General features: G+C 69.8%; 18 protein-coding genes and 4 tRNA genes. 11 read left to right on the forward strand and 11 right to left on the reverse strand.

All coding sequences use genetic code 11. The annotated features are described in order from the left end of the window. Positions 1-77: 77 nt before the first annotated feature. The 10 genes from ACULPM_RS05990 to ACULPM_RS06035 all read right to left on the reverse strand — a co-directional run bounded on the left by ACULPM_RS05990 (position 78) and on the right by ACULPM_RS06035 (position 4,631). Positions 78-1,091, reverse strand: a complete 1,014-nt coding sequence (locus tag ACULPM_RS05990; RefSeq protein WP_167929604.1) for a 1-phosphofructokinase family hexose kinase — start codon at positions 1,089-1,091, stop codon at positions 78-80. Between the two features lie 249 nt (positions 1,092-1,340). Further along, positions 1,341-1,417: transfer RNA gene (locus ACULPM_RS05995), tRNA-Arg, on the reverse strand. Between the two features lie 26 nt (positions 1,418-1,443). Then, a complete protein-coding gene (locus ACULPM_RS06000; protein ID WP_445331823.1) occupies positions 1,444-2,022 on the reverse strand; it encodes an NUDIX hydrolase in 579 nt (192 codons plus the stop codon). A 6-nt stretch (positions 2,023-2,028) separates the two neighbouring features. Continuing rightward, positions 2,029-2,814 carry a DNA/RNA non-specific endonuclease gene (locus ACULPM_RS06005; protein ID WP_445331822.1) on the reverse strand — a complete coding sequence of 262 codons (786 nt, stop codon included), beginning with the start codon at positions 2,812-2,814 and terminating at the stop codon, positions 2,029-2,031. Between the two features lie 239 nt (positions 2,815-3,053). After that, positions 3,054-3,129, reverse strand: a tRNA-Lys gene (locus tag ACULPM_RS06010). A 5-nt stretch (positions 3,130-3,134) separates the two neighbouring features. Next, positions 3,135-3,210 (reverse strand) — tRNA-Lys (locus ACULPM_RS06015). A 13-nt stretch (positions 3,211-3,223) separates the two neighbouring features. Further along, positions 3,224-3,299 (reverse strand) — tRNA-His (locus tag ACULPM_RS06020). A gap of 85 nt (positions 3,300-3,384) precedes the next feature. After that, positions 3,385-3,567: a hypothetical protein gene (locus ACULPM_RS06025; RefSeq protein ID WP_445331821.1), complete on the reverse strand. Its 183-nt coding sequence runs from the start codon at positions 3,565-3,567 to the stop codon at positions 3,385-3,387. A 2-nt stretch (positions 3,568-3,569) separates the two neighbouring features. Then, positions 3,570-4,319 carry a Fic family protein gene (locus ACULPM_RS06030; RefSeq protein WP_445331820.1) on the reverse strand — a complete coding sequence of 250 codons (750 nt, stop codon included), beginning with the start codon at positions 4,317-4,319 and terminating at the stop codon, positions 3,570-3,572. A 102-nt stretch (positions 4,320-4,421) separates the two neighbouring features. After that, entirely contained in the window at positions 4,422-4,631 is a 210-nt protein-coding gene (locus ACULPM_RS06035; RefSeq protein WP_445331819.1) for a hypothetical protein, read from the reverse strand. Positions 4,632-4,986: 355 nt separating this feature from the next. On the opposite strand from ACULPM_RS06035, the gene ACULPM_RS06040 reads away from it, so the two are divergent. Continuing rightward, positions 4,987-6,060 carry a M42 family metallopeptidase gene (locus tag ACULPM_RS06040; RefSeq protein WP_445331818.1) on the forward strand — a complete coding sequence of 358 codons (1,074 nt, stop codon included), beginning with the start codon at positions 4,987-4,989 and terminating at the stop codon, positions 6,058-6,060. A gap of 297 nt (positions 6,061-6,357) precedes the next feature. Here the strand turns inward: ACULPM_RS06040 and ACULPM_RS06045 are convergent, their stop codons facing one another. Beyond that, a complete protein-coding gene (locus ACULPM_RS06045) occupies positions 6,358-7,722 on the reverse strand; it encodes an alpha/beta fold hydrolase (RefSeq protein ID WP_445331817.1) in 1,365 nt (454 codons plus the stop codon). Positions 7,723-7,985: 263 nt separating this feature from the next. Here ACULPM_RS06045 and ACULPM_RS06050 point away from each other — a divergent pair, with 263 nt between their 5' ends. The 10 genes from ACULPM_RS06050 to ACULPM_RS06095 all read left to right on the forward strand — a co-directional run bounded on the left by ACULPM_RS06050 (position 7,986) and on the right by ACULPM_RS06095 (position 16,197). Further along, a complete protein-coding gene (locus ACULPM_RS06050; protein ID WP_445332323.1) occupies positions 7,986-8,633 on the forward strand; it encodes a hypothetical protein in 648 nt (215 codons plus the stop codon). A 78-nt stretch (positions 8,634-8,711) separates the two neighbouring features. Beyond that, positions 8,712-9,623 carry a DUF3100 domain-containing protein gene (locus tag ACULPM_RS06055; protein ID WP_445331971.1) on the forward strand — a complete coding sequence of 304 codons (912 nt, stop codon included), beginning with the start codon at positions 8,712-8,714 and terminating at the stop codon, positions 9,621-9,623. Then, on the forward strand, positions 9,616-10,371 hold the full coding sequence (locus ACULPM_RS06060) for a hypothetical protein (RefSeq protein ID WP_445331972.1): 756 nt from the start codon (positions 9,616-9,618) through the stop codon (positions 10,369-10,371). Before ACULPM_RS06055 ends, ACULPM_RS06060 begins: the two co-directional genes overlap by 8 nt. Next, positions 10,293-11,486, forward strand: coding sequence for an amidohydrolase family protein (locus ACULPM_RS06065; RefSeq protein WP_445332006.1), 1,194 nt, complete (start codon positions 10,293-10,295; stop codon positions 11,484-11,486). The genes ACULPM_RS06060 and ACULPM_RS06065 overlap by 79 nt, the downstream gene beginning before the upstream one ends. Further along, positions 11,486-12,253: a sulfite exporter TauE/SafE family protein gene (locus ACULPM_RS06070; RefSeq protein ID WP_167930244.1), complete on the forward strand. Its 768-nt coding sequence runs from the start codon at positions 11,486-11,488 to the stop codon at positions 12,251-12,253. The genes ACULPM_RS06065 and ACULPM_RS06070 overlap by 1 nt, the downstream gene beginning before the upstream one ends. A 111-nt stretch (positions 12,254-12,364) precedes the next feature. Then, positions 12,365-13,516 carry an aldo/keto reductase gene (locus tag ACULPM_RS06075; protein ID WP_445331973.1) on the forward strand — a complete coding sequence of 384 codons (1,152 nt, stop codon included), beginning with the start codon at positions 12,365-12,367 and terminating at the stop codon, positions 13,514-13,516. A 92-nt stretch (positions 13,517-13,608) separates the two neighbouring features. Further along, entirely contained in the window at positions 13,609-14,589 is a 981-nt protein-coding gene (locus tag ACULPM_RS06080; protein ID WP_445331974.1) for a hypothetical protein, read from the forward strand. Between the two features lie 164 nt (positions 14,590-14,753). Then, positions 14,754-15,332 (forward strand): xanthine phosphoribosyltransferase, encoded by a 579-nt coding sequence (locus ACULPM_RS06085; RefSeq protein WP_167930246.1) that lies wholly within the window; start codon positions 14,754-14,756, stop codon positions 15,330-15,332. A gap of 312 nt (positions 15,333-15,644) precedes the next feature. Then, on the forward strand, positions 15,645-15,968 hold the full coding sequence (locus ACULPM_RS06090) for an ArsR/SmtB family transcription factor (RefSeq protein WP_167930247.1): 324 nt from the start codon (positions 15,645-15,647) through the stop codon (positions 15,966-15,968). Between the two features lie 10 nt (positions 15,969-15,978). Next, positions 15,979-16,197 (forward strand): cation transporter, encoded by a 219-nt coding sequence (locus ACULPM_RS06095; RefSeq protein ID WP_167930248.1) that lies wholly within the window; start codon positions 15,979-15,981, stop codon positions 16,195-16,197. Positions 16,198-16,249: the final 52 nt, after the last annotated feature.

The following is a 16,249-nucleotide window of genomic DNA, read 5'->3' on the forward strand; positions in this document are numbered from 1 at the left end:
CCATGTCCCAGTATGACCACGTCCCTTGCGGGACGGGAACACCAAGGAGCGGGCCGACAGGGCCCGCGCGCGAGAGGCTACTTCTCGGCCTTCTCCGCCTTCTCGGCCGCCTCGAGCGCGGCCTCGCGGGCCTTGTTGGCCTCCATGTCGCGCGCGATGGAGCCGGGAATGGCGCGGCCCATCTTCTTGTAGAGCGCGCCGACGACGCGGTCGATCGTCGAGCGCTTGGCGATGCCCTTGCTCGCCGCCGTCGCGGTGCCGCAGGCGGAGGCGAAGATGAGCGCGGTCTCGTAGTCCACGCCGCGCGTGACCTGGGCGAGGAAGCCGCCGACCATGGAGTCGCCGGCGCCGGTGGCGTTGACCAGGCGGATCTTGGCGGTCGGGACGACGTGCTCGGCGCCGTTCTCGTCGAGCAGCAGCGAGCCGTGGCCGCCACAGGAGATGATGACGTTGCGCGCGCCGGCCTCCTGGAGCTTGTGGGCGTACGGCATGCACTCCTCGGGCTCCTCGATCTCCGCGCCGAAGATGCGGCCGACCTCGTGGTTGTTGGGCTTGATGAGGAACGGGTGCGCCTCGAGGGACTCCATCAGGAGCTGGCCGGGGGCGTCCACGACGAACTGGATGCCGCGCCCGCCGAGGCGGCGCATGATCTGCATGTACATGTCCTCGGGCAGGGAGTTGGGAATCGAGCCCGTCAGGACGAGCGTATCGTCGGAGCCGACGATGTCCATGCGCTCGAGCAGCTCGTTGACCTTCTTCTCGGGGATCTTGGGGCCCATGCCGTTGACCATCGTCATGACGATGCCGTTGAGCTTGACGTTGATGCGCGTGTAGCCGCGGTCGAGGATGACGAAGTTGCTCGCGATGCCCTTCTCCTGCAGGCGCCTGAGGAGGTAGTCGCCGGTGAAGCCGGCGGCGATGCCCATCGCGATGCTGGGGACGTCGAGCTCGTTGAGCAGGGTCGAGATGTTGATGCCGTTGCCGCCGCAGTGCAGCTCCTCGTTCGAGGACCTGTTGGTAAAGCCCATGTCCAGCGTCAGCGGGTGCATGACGTAGTCAAGGGCGGGGTTCAACGTCATTGTGTAAATCAACGCGCGCTCCTTCCAACGGGCAGACTCACGGACTCAAGTATGCCGCATAACACCCTCGCAACAAACCGGGAATCGCCTATACGGCGTAAGGATTTCCGCCAAAGGGCCGTCCCGGCCCCCGCGAGCGCGTCTGGGACGGGGAACCATCTCATATATCAGTAGCTGCTGCGGACGCGCCGACCGAGGTGGAGGGGCCGGCGAGAAGAACGGGCCGGGCCCCACAGGGGGTGGCCCGGCCCGAGGCAGTCATGGTGCGCCCTGAGGGATTCGAACCCCCGACCTTCGGATTAGAAGTCCGCGGCTCTATCCAACTGAGCTAAGGGCGCGCGTCGCGGCATGCCGCGTGGTCATTCTATAGCAACCCGTACGCCCACGCCGCGAGAATGCCGGTCACGGTCTTGGCGTCGTCGATGAGGCCGCGACGAATGGCCTCCACGGCGTCCTCGACGCCCACCCACAGGACGTTCAGGAACTCGCCCTCGTCGGGCGCCGCCTCCCCCTGCGTGAGGCCGTGGGCGAAGTACACCGAGGTGTGCTCGTTCGTGAAGCCGGGGGCGCCGTAGGACTCCGCGAGGAGCTCCAGGCGGTCGGCCACGAGGCCCGTCTCCTCGGTGAGCTCGCGGGCGGCGCAGACGTCGCGCGGCTCGTCCGGGTCGACCTTGCCGGCGGGGATCTCGAGCGTCATGCGCCCCAACGCCACGCGATACTGGCGCACCAGGCACACGCGCCCGTCGCGCACCGCAACCACGCCGGCGCCGCCGTGATGGCGCACCACCTCGCGCCAGTCGAGGGAGCCGTCGGAGAGCGCCACCCGCAGGTGCTCAACGGAGAAGATGCGCCCCTCCCACTCTACGTCCTTCTCGACCACCTGCTCGAGCAGGGCGTCGTCAGGCTCGAGCGCGGCCTCGATGACGTCAGGTCCCTCGGACATGCCCCCTCACTCCCCCGCGACGGAGAAGCGCCCCGTCGCGTAGTCGACGTCGTACCCGGCCACGGCGTTGTAGACCTCGACCTCGAGGTCAAGCTCGCCGTCCGAGCTGCGCACGTCCACGATGACGCTCCTCGGCAGGAGCTCGTCGCCCTCGTAGACGGGCGTCGCGGAGTAGTAGACGGTCCCGTCGTTGTGGCGCAGCCAGTCGCGCGCGAGGCCCTCGGTGTAGGCCATGCCGCCGTTCTGGCCCGTGTTGTCGCCGACGTTCTGCGTGCGCGTGCCCGTGACCAGATTGTAGTCCGCGTCGTCCCCTCCGAGGGACTTGGCGAGCAGGTGGCTGCGGTTGAAGATCGCGCCGTGGTAGGTGGAGCCGTCGGGGTTCACGATGTCCACCTCGCGGTTGTGCCCCCACCCGGCGGGGTGTATCTCGTGGATGTCCTCGCGCTCGCGGTCCGTGCCCTCGCGCGACATCTCGGGCGTGACGAGCGCGACCACGCGGCCCGTGCGCCCGAGCGAGTCGAGCCCCTCGTAGCGGGTCTCCCCCGGCTCCAGGTCCACGTCGACGACGGCCGTCCCGACCACGCGGTAGTAGTCCGGGCTCTCGTCGGGGTCCCACTCGGTGTAGCCGGCCTGCCGCTCGGATATGCGCGTCGGCTCCTGCGCCGCCTGCAGCCCGGGGACGCCCGGGAGCGCGCCCGCTGCGCCGAGCGCCAGGAGCGCGACGAAGAGTATCGCAACGATGAGCGCGGGCCTGCTCTGGGGGCGCCGCGCGCCGTCCGTCCTTCTTGCCATGTGCCTTCCCTCCCCTTTCCTGCACAGGCAGGATACCATGCCGCCCGGACGGAATCGGGGGCCCGCCGCGGCTTGCGGCGTGGTTGAGGGGGCGCCTCGCGAGCATGCCCCCGCGCACGGAACCTCCCGCTCGGGGCCAGCGATCCGTGCGTGGGGGCATGCTCGGGCGGCCCCAGCCCGCCCCGGCCGCGACACAGCAAAACGGCCGGGCACCCGAAGGCACCCGGCCGAATCTATCGTGGTGGATCGTCAGGGGTTCGAACCCTGGACCTTGGGATTAAGAGTCCCCTGCTCTACCAGCTGAGCTAACGATCCAAAAGTGGTGGATCGTCAGGGGTTCGAACCCTGGACCTTGGGATTAAGAGTCCCCTGCTCTACCAGCTGAGCTAACGATCCGTATTCGATTAAATGGGGTGGGCGAAGGGTCTCGAACCCTCGACCTACGGAGCCACAGTCCGTCGCTCTGCCAACTGAGCTACACCCACCATTTTGGCCACCTCTTCAAGCAGCTCGACTATTATGCAAGACCCCGCCGTCCGATGCAAGGACTTTTTTGAGGAGTCCACATCTTCACATCACAAGGGAGAGAAGAACGAGCGCCAGCAGGGCGAGAAGCGCGAGCGCGCACCCGCAGCCGCCGCGGGCGCCCCCTCCCCCTCCGCGCACGAGCGGGTCCACGCCGTAGTGCGTGAACGCGCGCTCCGGCGTGGACCAGCGTCCGTCCCGGTTGAGGTCGAAGGGGTTTCCCGCCATGTCTAGTCGATGAGCCCCTCCCAGGTGAGCAGCGTCTCGTTGCGGAGGAACCGCCGGAACGGGCTGAGGTCGCCCTCGAGGTGGAAGACGTCGAGCCCGGCGTGGTACGCCCCGTGGTCCTGCGCGCGGATCACGATGGGCGGCATCCCCATGGCGAGGAGCACCCCGTTCATGAGCAGCCGCGCGGTGCGGCCGTTGCCGTCCGCGAAGGGGTGGATCTCCGAGAGGCGCGCGTGAAGGTAGGCGGCGATGGTGAGGTGGCGCCCACCCGCCTCGAGCTCGGTGTTGACGTCGTCGGCGAGGACGCCCACCGCGTGCGGTACCTCAACCGCGGGGATGCCGACGCTCGCCGGGCCGCCGACGTAGTTCTCCAGCTTGAAGGTGCCCGGGCGCTCGCCTGCGAGCAGGAGCTTCTCCTTGTACGTCCCCATGGTCACGAGCCCCTGGGCCTCCTGGATGAGCTCCTCGGAGAGGCACGGGTCCTCCGCGAGCCTGACGCGGGCGAGGTCCCAGGAGATCTTGAGGTTGCGCGTCTCCACGAGCACCTGGACGTCGCCGGTGTAGTCCCTGACGGCGTCGCCCTTGATGATCTGGCTCACCGTGGCAAACGTGAGCTCCTCGTTCTCGATCTTCTCGGAGTTGTAGACGTAGTCGGCGACGAAGTCGCCGAGGAGCCTCTCGCGGCGCGCGTCGGGCAGCGCGACCCACTTCTCGACCAGCGCGTCGTAGCGTTCCTTCAGCAGGTTTGCCATGGTGCACCTCCCCGTACGGAGCCGTTGGTAGCATTCTAGCGAGCGCAGGGGGCGAGAAGGGCGCTCGACTCTGCCAGAGGCCGCGCCCCCTTCGCACGGCGCTCAGTCCTCGACCTCGATCTCTCCCACGATGCGGCGGATGCGTGCCGGCAGCGTGTCGTAGCGCTGCCCGTAGAGCTCGAGCAGCCTCTCCACGCGCCTTCGGTCCACCGGCGCACGGCGGCTCTCGCGCAGCAGCGCCTCAGCCTCACTGGCGAGCTCCTCCTCCGCGAGGCTCCCCCACGCGGCCCAGCCGGGCATGCCGTCCGTCATCGAGCGCTCCGTTCTTCTCGCCTGGCGCTGGTCAGTACGAACCGATCATAGCAACCCGAGGCATTCTCGAACCCCCATCAGCGGCGAACCCGAGAGCAAGATTCGAGGTCGACGAGATGACCTCCCCAATGTGAGCGAGCCCTTCCCCCGAGAAGCCGGACCGACCGTCCGCCCCCAGAGCCATTCGCCGCAGTCCGCACTCGCCCGGGCGCACGCGCCGACGGAGGGACTGCGCCAGACTATACTGTGGGGCACGGTCGGAAGCGACGGCCCTCGCTGGCCCGGCACGCCGCCGCCCGACGTGGAAAAGCGTGCAAAAGTGACTGTCCCTTTTGCACATGGCGAAAGGATGCGCATGGACGTCAGCAACGACGAGCTCGCGGCGCTTCTTGGCGCGCTCTCCAACGCGAAGGCGCCGTCAGGCTTCGAGGACGAGGCGCTCGCCGTGGCGCGCGCGTTCTGCGAGGGCTGGGCGAGCTTCGAGGAGAACACGCTGCGCGACGGCCTCATCACGCCGCGCAACTTCACCGGGGAGAAGCCCGTCCTCATGCTGGACGCCCACGGTGACGAGGTGGGCGGCATGGTCAAGGCAGTGCTCTCCAACGGCACGATGAGCTTCGTCGAGCTGGGCCGCTTCACGCCGGGCGCGCTTGCCGGGCAGGGGATGCGGGTGCGCGCGACCGACGGCTCGTGGGTGCGAGGCGTGGTGGGCGTGAAGCCGCCGCACTTCCTGAGCGAGGCCGAGCGCGCATCGGGGAAGACCGCCCTCATCCTCGACGTGGGCGCGCGCTCGCACGAGGAGGCGGTCGAGGCCTTTCGCATGGGCATGGGCGAGCCGATCGTGCCGGACACGGCGTTCTCCTACGACGCGGCCCGCGGCGTAGCCTTTGGCAAGGCGTTCGACTGCCGCGCGGGCGTCTGCGCGATGCTGCTTGCCCTGCGCGAGCTCTCCCGTCGCGACGACCTCCCCGTCGACGTGGTGGCCTCGATCTCCGCGCAGGAGGAGGTCGGCGAGCGCGGGGTGGCCGCGGCGGCACGGCGCTTCTCGCCCGCCACGGCGTTCCTCTTCGAGGGCTGTCCCGCGGACGACACGTTCTGCCCGCCCGACGAGGTGCAGGCCGCGCTGGGCCGGGGCCCGATGTTTCGCTACTTCGACCGCTGCATGATCACGCACCCGCGCTACCAGCGCTTCGTTCTTGGCGTGGCGTCCGAGGCGGGGCTTCCCGCGCAGACCTCCGTGCGCGAGGGCGGCGGCACCGACGGCGGGCCCGTGCACCAGCTCGACGTCCCCTGCGTGGTGGCGGGCGTGCCGTGTCGCTACGTGCACGCCGGGACGGCGATCTGCCGCGTCGACGACGTGCGCGCCGCGGCCGAGGTGGCCGTCGCCGTGGCGGAGCGCCTCACGTCCGAGGTGCTGGCGGGGTTCTAGCGGGCGGTCCTTCTCGCCGCGCGTCCTTCTCGCCGTGCGCCCTTCTCGCCGCGCGCCCCAGTCCCCTTCCTTAGGTGAGCACAAATCTTGAACCAACACTGCTCACCTAAGGGGCCGAGGCCTCGGGAACCTGGGGAAACGCGACTCACCTAAGCAAAGAGGGGGTCGACGGTTAGATCTATTTGCTCACCTAAGCCGAAGGGGCGACAGGGGCGGCGGAGGTGGCAGGGACAACGGAGGTGACAGGGGCGACAGGGCTGACGGGAGCCAACGGAGCCGGCGACGGGCAGCGCGGGCCTACAGCACGCCGTCCAGGTCGCCGCGGTCGCGGGCCATCTCCAGCAGGCGCCCGAACACCTGGCTGCCGTGCACGCCGTCGTGCTCGAACTCGTTGGTCACCCAGGCGTGGCTCGCGCCCACGCGCGAGAGCGTGTCCAGCTGCAGGCCCGCGTCCACGTAGAGGTCGTCGTGGTAGACGGCGGCCTGGAGCGGCGTCTCGTTGGCGAGAAGGACCTCCGGGTCGTAGAGCCGCCCGAACGAGGTCTCCCCCATGAGGACGCCCATCGCGCCCGCGAAGGGGCGAAGCTCCGGCATCTCCTCGAACATCCACGGGAAGCACGCCTCTCCGGTGAGCATGAGCGGGCGGGCGTCGGGCGAGAACTCCGGGCGCTCCCGCAGGGCGCGCTCCGCGGCCCACGCGACCGGACGCTCGAGCTCGCCGTCCGCATAGATGAGCTCCTGAAGCACCCAGTAGAGCGGGTTCGCCACGACGTTGGTCGCGGACCAGACGCCCGCGAGGAACGCCGGCGACACCTCCACGCTCGCAACATCGCCGCCCGCCGCGTCAAGCGCGGCCCCCGCCGTGCCGTCACCTGCAGAGAAGGCGAGGTCGAGCAGGTTGTGAAGCCGCTCGTGGCCCGGTTTCATCCCAAGCCCCTGGCCGAGCGACTGGAGGCGCCTGACCGCGAGCGGAGAGCCGTCGGGCAGCGTCAGGCCGCCCGCCGAGGCGCGCTCGGCAAGCAACGCGAGCCGCTCCTCGTCCTGCGGGTAGCGCTCGTAGAGGAGGCGCGTCTTGGCCGCCATGCGCGGGAAGGTGTGCGCATATACCTCGTCCGCGCTCGCGGGAACGTGCGGGACGCCCCCGCAGACGAAGCTCGCCCGCGCCGCGCCGGGGAAGGCCGAGAGGTACGCGAGCGTGAGGAATCCGCCGTAGCTCTGGCCGAGCGTCACCCAGCGCGCGCCGCCGAGCTCGTGCACCCGCAGGTGCTCGAGGTCGCGCACGATCGAGTCCGCGAGAAAGCAGCGCAGGAACGCCGCCTGCGCGCGGGCGTCGCCCTCGCGCGCGACGACGGCGCCGTCAACGCGCCCGGAGCGTCCGGTGCCGCGCTGGTCGGGAAGGACCACGCGGAAGTGGCGGACGGCCTCCTCGACCCAGCCGTCGCTCGTCGGCGAGGTGAGCCTCGGGCACGCCCCGCCGGGCCCGCCCTGGAGGAACACGAGGTACGGGAGGTCGCGCCCCGCGTTCTCGGGCGAGCAGAGCACGCGGTAGAAGAGGCTGGTCGAGCGGCCGGGGAAGCGACGGCCCGACCAGTCGAGCGGGACGTCGCAGGAGCGGTCCTCCACGACGAGCCCGGGCAGGTGATAGCTTGCGAGAAGCGCCATGGCGAGACCTCCCTCAGGGGCGCGCACGCGCGGCGCGCCCGTGCGGCGGGGGGGGGGGGGGGGGGGGGGGGGGGAAGACAAGCCGCCCCCCCCCTCCCCCCCCCCCCCCCCCCCGCGCGGGTCACCAGTGGGGTTGCGGCGGTCCACCCCGTCCCCCCCCCCCCGCGGCGGCCGAGCCCGTCAGCGCCCGCGGGGCCTCGGGCTCGAGGCTCGGGAAGCTCATCGCGGCGGTCGTCGCCGTCCTCATCGCCGTGAACGTGGCGGTGCCCGTCCTCATGCTCGTGGGCGAGTTCGTGGAAAACGTCTCCTCGTCCGCCGGAAGCGCCTTCGACGCCGCCGAGGACACGTCCTACCCGACCTCCTACGAGAGCGACGAGGCCGACGAGGGCGCCATGGAGCTCGCCGCCTCGGCCGCCCTCTCGGGCGCGCTCGCAGACCCCGAGTCCGGCGCCCTGCACGACCTCATCGCCGGCTACCTGGACGACAAGCTCCTCTCCGTCGAGGGCTACACCGCCGAGGAGCTGGGGATAGACGCGGACGCCTTCGCCGCGTGGGCGATCACCAGCACGTCCTTCTCGACCAGCGGCACGTACGACCGCGGGGACGGGACGGCCGTCGTGTACGCCGACGTCGTCGCGCCCAGCGTCAACGACGTCTTCTGGGCCTTCGACGACGCGATCGCGGGATACCTCGTCGAGCAGGACCTCTGGGGCGTCTACGGCGGGGACCAGGCCACTGACCTCACCGACGAGCAGCGGGCGCACGTGGGCGACGTCTTTGCGGGCGTGCTCGAGGACGCCGAGGGCATCGAGGCCTTCAGCTCGATCGGCCTCCTGCGCGAGGGCGACGGGTGGGTCGCCGACGCCGACGGGCTCGCCGACGCCTTCACGAGCATCTACGGCCTCTGGTAGGGAGATTCTTTCCGCATGCCGCCTGACCTCTGATATCCTCGTGTCGTCCACAACCCCAAGGTCGACGGGAGGAGCCTCATGGCAAAGCCCGAGGAGCCGCCGGCGTATGCCTACGCGTCGCTCGCGGAGCGCGTTCGCGCGGAATGGAAGACCTATCTCGTGGCGCTGGTGTTCGCGGTCATAGCGAGCGCCATCGGCCAGATCTCGATCCCCCTGGGGCCGGGGACGCTCATCCTCTTCCCCATCTTCTACTCGCTCATCATGGGCGTCCTCTCGGGCCCGAGCGTGGCCAAGATCTTCAAGACCCCCCAGGTGAAGGCCGCCTCCAAGCTCGTGATCGTGGCAATCTGCCCCTTCATCGCCAAGCTCGGCATCAACGCGGGCGCCTCGCTCGACACCGTCATCTCGGCGGGGCCGGCGCTCTTCGCACACGCCTTCGGCGACATCCTCACGATCCTCATCGCCGTGCCGGTGGCCCTAGCGCTCGGCCTCAAGCGCGAGACCATCGGCGCCGCGAGCTCGATCAACCGCGAGACCAACCTCGCCGTCACCACGGACGTCTACGGCGCGGAGAGCCCGGAGGCCAAGGGCAGCCTCGCCATCTACGTGGTGGGCGGCATGCTCGGCACCATCTACTTCGGGCTTCTCGCCAGCCTCGTGGCGGCGTTCGGCCTCTTTGACCCACTCTCCCTCGGCCTTGCCGCCGGCGTGGGCGCGGGCATCATGATGGCCGCGGCCACGGGCGTGCTCGGCGCCATCTACCCCGGGCAGGCCGACCAGATCACGGCGCTCGCCTCCGCAAGCCAGACCATCGCCGGCATCGACGGCGTGTACCTGGCGATGTTCGTCGCGCTGCCGCTCGCCGCCGGGCTCTACAGGACCCTCGAGCCGCGCTTCGCGGCGCTGAGGCACGAGCCCTCCGCGGTCCTCGCCGAGCGCGAGGCGGCCGCGGCGGGCAGGGGCGGCGCGGGCGAGAAGGGCGGTGAGTAGCGTGCGCAGCATCGAATGGGCGTTTCTCTTCGTGGTGTCCGCGGTGGGCATCGCGCTGGCCAACCTCGTGGGCTTTCAGGTGGGCATCGTGGAGAGCCTGCCGGGGATCCTCATCCTCGTGGCGCTCTCCCTCGCGGGCATGGCATGCACCAAGCTCATCCCGCTCAAGCTCCCGATCGTGGCCTACGTCTCGATCCTGGGCCTGCTCGTGGCCGGCCCGTGGAGCCCGGTGCGCGACTTTGTGATCGCCTCGGTGGGCGTGATCAACCTCACGGCGCCGCTCGCGCTCGTGGGCGCGTTCGCCGGCATCGGCGTGGCCGACCAGCTCGGCTTCTTCGCGCGCCAGGGCTGGAAGATGGTCGTCGTGGGCATCGTCTTCATGACGGGCTCCTTCGTCATCACCGCCATCATCTCCCAGCTCCTGCTCACCCTCACCGGCGCCGGTGGCACGCCCTTCGCACCGTTTCCTCTCAACATCCCCAGGAGGCAACCATGCTCGACATCCTCATCACGGACGCGACCGTCCTGCTCCCCCACGCCGCCGGCGTGGCCCGCCACCAGACCGTCGGCATCGAAGCGGGGCGCATCGCCCTGCTGCGCGCGGCGGACGCAGAGGCCGACGCCGCCCTCGGGGCCGCCGAGCGCATCGACGGCCGCGGCAAGCTCGTCATGCCCGGCCTCGTGGACTGCCACACCCACACCGGCCAGCAGCTGCTCAAGGGCCGCGTCCTCGACGAGCTCCCCATGATCTGGACGCGCATCATGCTGCCCTTCGAGTCCACGCTCACGCCCGAGCTCATGCGCCTCTCGGCCGAGCTCTCCGCGCTCGAGATGATCAAGTCCGGCACCACCTCGCTTGTGGACGCCGGCAGCTACTTCATGGACGAGGCCGCCTCCGTCTACGAGGCCGCCGGCCTGCGCGCCACGCTCTCCGTCTCCACGATGGACCAGCCGGGCCTTCCCGCCTCCATCGCCACCACGACCGACGAGGCCGTGGCCGTGGCCGACGCCCTCTACGAGCGCTGGGACGGCGCCGCGGGCGGCCGCATCCGCGTGGCCTACGCCCTGCGCGCGCTCATGAGCTGCTCCGAGGAGCTCATCCGCCGCACGGCAGAGCACGCCAACGAGCGCGGCGCCCTCATCCAGGCCCACATGAACGAGTACGCGGCCGAGGTCAACTACACCCTCCAGAGCCAGGGCGTGCGGCCCTTCGAGTACCTCGAGCGCCTGGGCGGCGTGCTCTCCGAGCGCTTCCTCGGCGCGCACTGCCTCATGCTCTCCGAGGTCGAGAAGAACATCCTCGTCGAGCGCGGCGTCAAGGTCTGCCACTGCCCGTTCTCCAACTGCGCCAAGGCCACGCCCGAGACCCCGAGCCTGCGCTCCCGCGGCGTCGTCGAGGGCCTCGGCACCGACGGCGCGGCCCACGGCGGGCTCTCCCTCTGGGCGGAGATGCACCTCTTCCGCTCGATCATGAACGTCACCCACGGCGTGCCCATCGCCGACCCCGCCGTCATGCCCGCCCGCGCGATCGTCAACATGGCCACCGAGAACGGCGCCGCCTTCATGGGCACCGAGGGCGCGGGCGCAGTCGAGCTCGGCGCCGTGGCCGACCTCATCACCGTCGACCTGGTGAACCCGGGCATGTATCCCACCGGCAACGTCGTGAACACCCTCGTGGAGTGCGCGGGCGCGGCAGACGTGCGCGACATGGTCGTGGACGGGCGGCTCGTCATGCGCGACCGCGAGGTCCTCACGCTCGACGAGGCCGCCATCATGGACCGCGCCGCGGACTACCAGGCCCACCTCGACGAGCTCGCCGACGCCGCCGCGCATGAGGCCGAGAAGAGCGGGGCGGTCGCGTAGTGGGCGCCGGCACGCTCGCGCTCGTCGCGGCCGCCAACGCGCTCGTGGGCGCCTGCGTGGGCCTCACGGGCATCGCGGGCTTCCTGCTGCCGATGTTCTACGCCGGCTTTCTCGGCCTCGCACCCGTGGAAGGCCTCGCGCTCTCCTTCGCGGCCTTCATCGTCTCCGGCGCCCTGGGCTGCCCCGCCTACCGCCGCACCGGCGACCTGCCGCTGCGCGCGAGCGCGGGGCTGCTCGCGGGCAGCTTCCTCGGCGCCCTCGCGGGCACGCAGGTCGGGCTCGTCCTGCCGGCAGACGTGCTGACCGTGATCCTCTACCTCGTGGTGCTGGGCTCGGGGGCCTCCGTCCTTCTCCGCATGCGCGCCGGCGAGAAGGGCGCGGCCGACGTCGCGCCCATGCCCGGCGCCGGGAGGCTCTTCGTCGTGGGCCTCGTGACCGCCGTGGTCTGCGCCGCCTCAGGCGCGGGCGGGCCCGTGCTCGTGGTTCCCGTGCTCATGCTCATGGGCGTGGGGCCGCGCACGGCCGTGGGCATGGCACTGCTCGACTCCGTCGCCATAGCCGTGCCCGCGACCGTGGGCTACCTCCTCGGGGGCGGCGTCGGGGCCGAGGTGTGGTCGCTTCTGCCCGCGGCGCTGGTGGCGCACGGGGCGGGCGTCCTTCTCGGCAGCTTCAACGCGCACAGGATCAACGCCCCCCTGCTCAAGGGCATCGTCGCCGTGGGGTCGATCGCCGTGGCGCTCTTCAAGCTCGCCCAGCTCGCGCTCTAGGTGAGGCCTCGCTGCCCGGGGCCCGGCTCGCGGCGCGCCCCGCATCAAAATCGAGACGGGCCGCCCGGGACGGCGTACAATGGTCCCGGACCATCGAGGGAGAGGGGACCCATGATCGGATCAGAGACCACGCGCGTCGCGCCGTTCCAGGACGCCAGGGGCAAGCTCGGCTTCGGCTGCATGCGCCTGCCCAAGCTTGAGGACGGCGCCGTCGACATCGCCACGTTCACGCAGATGGTCGACGCCTTCCTCGACGGTGGCCTCAACTACTTCGACACCGCGCGCCCCTACCACTCCGGAGGCTCCGAGCCGGCGCTCGCGCAGGCGCTCACCTCGCGCCACGACCGCTCCGAGTTCCTGCTCGCGGACAAGCTCTCCCCCAACGGCTTCGAGCGCCGCGAGGACATCCGACCGCTCATCGAGGACCAGCTGCGCGCCTGCGGCGTGGACTACTTCGACTTCTACCTCATGCACTCGCAGGGCATGGGCAACTACGAGAAGTACCAGCGCGAGGGCGCCTACGAGGAGGCCTTCGCCGCGCGCGACGCCGGGCTCGTGCGCCACGTGGGCTTCTCGTTCCACAGCAACGCCGCCTTCCTCGACCGCATCCTGACCGACCACCCCGACGTCGAGTTCGTCCAGCTGCAGGTCAACTACCTCGACTGGGAGAGCGGCGTCATCCAGAGCCGCGCGTGCTGCGAGGTCGCGGCCGCCCACGGCAAGCCCATCATCGTGATGGAGCCCGTCAAGGGCGGCCGGCTCGTCAACCTGCCCGACGAGGCGCGCGAGGCGCTCGCCGCCGCGGGGCCCGGCTCGCCCGCGAGCTACGCGCTGCGCTTCGCCGCGGGGCTGCCGGGCGTCGAGATGGTCCTCTCCGGCATGGGCACGCCCGAGATGATTGCGGAGAACGTGGCGACGTTCTCGCCGCTCAGGCCGCTCTCCCCCGCCGAGCGCGACGCCATCGACCGCGTGACGCAGATCCTGCGCGGCCAGAACGCCATCGAGTGCACGGCCTGCCGCTACTGCGTGGACGGCTGCCCCAAGAAGATCAACATCCCCGACGTCTTCTCCTGCCTCAACGCCAAGCGCGCCTACGGGGAGAGCTCGGCCGAGTTCTACTACAAGTCCGTCCACACGGGGCACGGCCACGGCCTTGCGTCCGAGTGCGTGGGCTGCGGCGCCTGCGAGCGCGCGTGCCCGCAGCACCTGCCCATCCGCGATCTGCTCAAGGAGGTCGCGGCCGAGTTCGAGACCGAGGCCTAGGCGAGCCAGATGGTTTTTCTCGCCACGTGAATACGAGCGGCCGTAGCGGGGAACAAAACACTGTCTGAAAACGACGAGACCCGGGAGGCCCCATGGAAGACACGCACGCCGAGAAGAACCCGGCCCCCGAGCACAACGCTCACTTCGCGAGCCCCGGCATCTTCGAGGTCGGCCACTCGCCCAACGAGGTCGTCCCCGCCGCGGACGGCCCCGAGCCGATCGAGGGCCGCCTGCGCAAGGCGCCGCTGCGCGTGCCTGACAACTACGAGGAGTGCAGCGGCTTCACGCTCTTCGGCCGGCGCATCCGGACGCTGCTCTACTCCACCGACGTCGCCGCGATCCGCAACTCCAACGCGGACGCGATCTTTGCCGTCTACCCGTTCACCGCGCAGCCCGCCATCACGCAGGCGCTGCTCACGGTAGCCGAGGCGCCGCTCTTCGTGGGCGTGGGCGGCGGCACCACCACGGGCCGGCGCGCCGCGGAGCTCGCCGCGGTCTCGGAGATGCAGGGAGCCGCGGGCGTGGTCCTGAACTCCCCCGCCACCCCGGAGATGGTCGCCCAGGTGGCCTCCACCGTGGACATCCCCGTGATCGCCACGATCACGCGCTTTGACAATGAGGCCGCCGAGAAGATCCAGTCCGGCGCGCGCATCATCAACGTGGCGGCCGGCCGGCGCACGCCCGAGGTCATCGCCGAGCTGCGCGCCGCCTTCCCCACGCTGCCGATCATCGCCACCGGCGGGCGCGACGACGAGACCGCCGCGGCCACCATCGCCGCGGGCGCGAACGCGCTCATCTGGGCTCCGCCGAGCGTCGTCGAGCTGCAGCGCGACATGATGATGCGCTACCGCGAGAAGGCGGAGGCGGCCGCCGAGGCCGCGGGCGAGGAGCGCCCCGTCGCCACCGTGGTCCCCGACATCACCGACATGCCGGTGGCCGACGTGCCCAACGGCGTGGTGGAGAGCGTGCCTCCCGAGGTCGAGGCCGCCGAGCAGATCGGGGACGAGGACTTCGTGAGCCCGTACCGCGGGCGGCTGCCGCGCCTGCCGTTCTTCGGTCGGCGCGCCAAGTAGCGGGCGCGCGTCCTTCTCGCCCGCGCCCCTCTCGGCGTGCGTCCCGACGCTGCCAGCCGCTGACTCCCGACAATTCCAGACGAAGTTTCAGGTGAGCGGAACCAAATGCGCGCCGAGCGTGCATAATGGACGGGACGCCAACACCACACGAGAGGGGCAGGCACATGCTGGAGCTTGAGGACCGCATCCGCAGGGACGGGATCGTTCGCGAGGGCAACGTCCTCAAGGTCGACAACTTCCTCAACCACCAGTGCGACGTGGCCCTCTACGACCACATGGGCGCCGAGTGGGCGCGCCTCTTTGCCGGCAAGCGCATCGACAAGATCCTCACGATCGAGGCCTCCGGCATTGGCATCGCGTGCGTGGCGGCAACCCACTTCGGCGGCGTGCCCGTGGTCTTTGCGCGCAAGACCGAGTCCAAGAACCTCGACGGCGACCAGTACCGCACCAACATCACGAGCTACACCAAGGGCCGTGAGTACCAGGTCATCGTTGCCAAGCGCTTCCTCACGCCCGGCGAGCACGTGCTCATCATCGACGACTTCATGGCCATGGGCTGCGCGATGAACGGCCTGCTCCAGATCTGCGACGAGGCGGGCGTCATCGTGGAGGGCATCGGCATCGCCATCGAGAAGGGCTTCCAGCCGGGCGGCGACGAGCTGCGCCGCCGCGGCTACCAGGTGGAGTCGCTCGCCATCGTGAAGTCCATGGACGCCGAGACCGGCGAGATCGTGTTCGCGTAGGCGCGGCACCCTGCCCAGGCTTCGATTGTCGGTGGCTTTCTGGACGAGACTCCAGTACTACCCCGACTGTGACATTTTCTACCTGCGCTTCTTGTAGCCTCTTTTTGCCGCTACCGAGCATTCCGCTCAAAGATCACCGACAATCGTCACCCCTGTCCCCTGCCGTCTGGGGCACAGGGGTCCGTGCGCGTCCACGGCGCGACCAGACGCCAAATTCCCGTTGACATATGAACAGATGCTCATATAATCATGAGTAAGAAAACGTATGAACATCCGTTCAGATGTTCATTCTCACGTGAGAGGAGGCTCATCATGGCCGAGAAGGTAGCAGCCGGGGAGGCCCCCGACGAGATGCCCGACGAGGAGCTGCTCTACGACCTCGCCGACCTGTTCAAGGTCTTCAGCGACACCACGCGCATCAAGATCCTCTACGCGCTCATGGGTCGCGAGCTCTGTGTCGCGGACATCGCCGAGGAGACGGGGTCCACGCAGAGCGCCGTCTCCCACCAGCTGAGGACCCTCAAGTCGGCGCGCCTGGTGAAGTTCCAGCGAGACGGGCGCAACGTCCTCTACTCGCTTGCCGACGACCACGTCTACACGATGCTCAACCAGGGCATGTCCCACATCTGCGAGTAAGGAGACCGCGATGCGAAAGTCATTCAAGCTCGATGAGATCGACTGCGCCAACTGCGCGCGCAAGCTGCAGGACGAGCTCGCCAGGGTGGACGGCGTGGACGCCGTCTCGGTGAACTTCATGACGCAGAAGCTCACGCTCTCCGCAGCCGACGACCGCTTCGACGACGTGCTGGGCCGCGTGGTCGCGCTCGCGGCCAAGATCGAGCCCGACTGCGAGATCATCCGCTAGAAGCGCTAGAAGGGGACGGGTTATTTCTCTCAGAGTTTTCGGGACAGGTCGA

The sequence above is a fragment of the Thermophilibacter sp. ZX-H3 genome, from assembly GCF_052599055.1.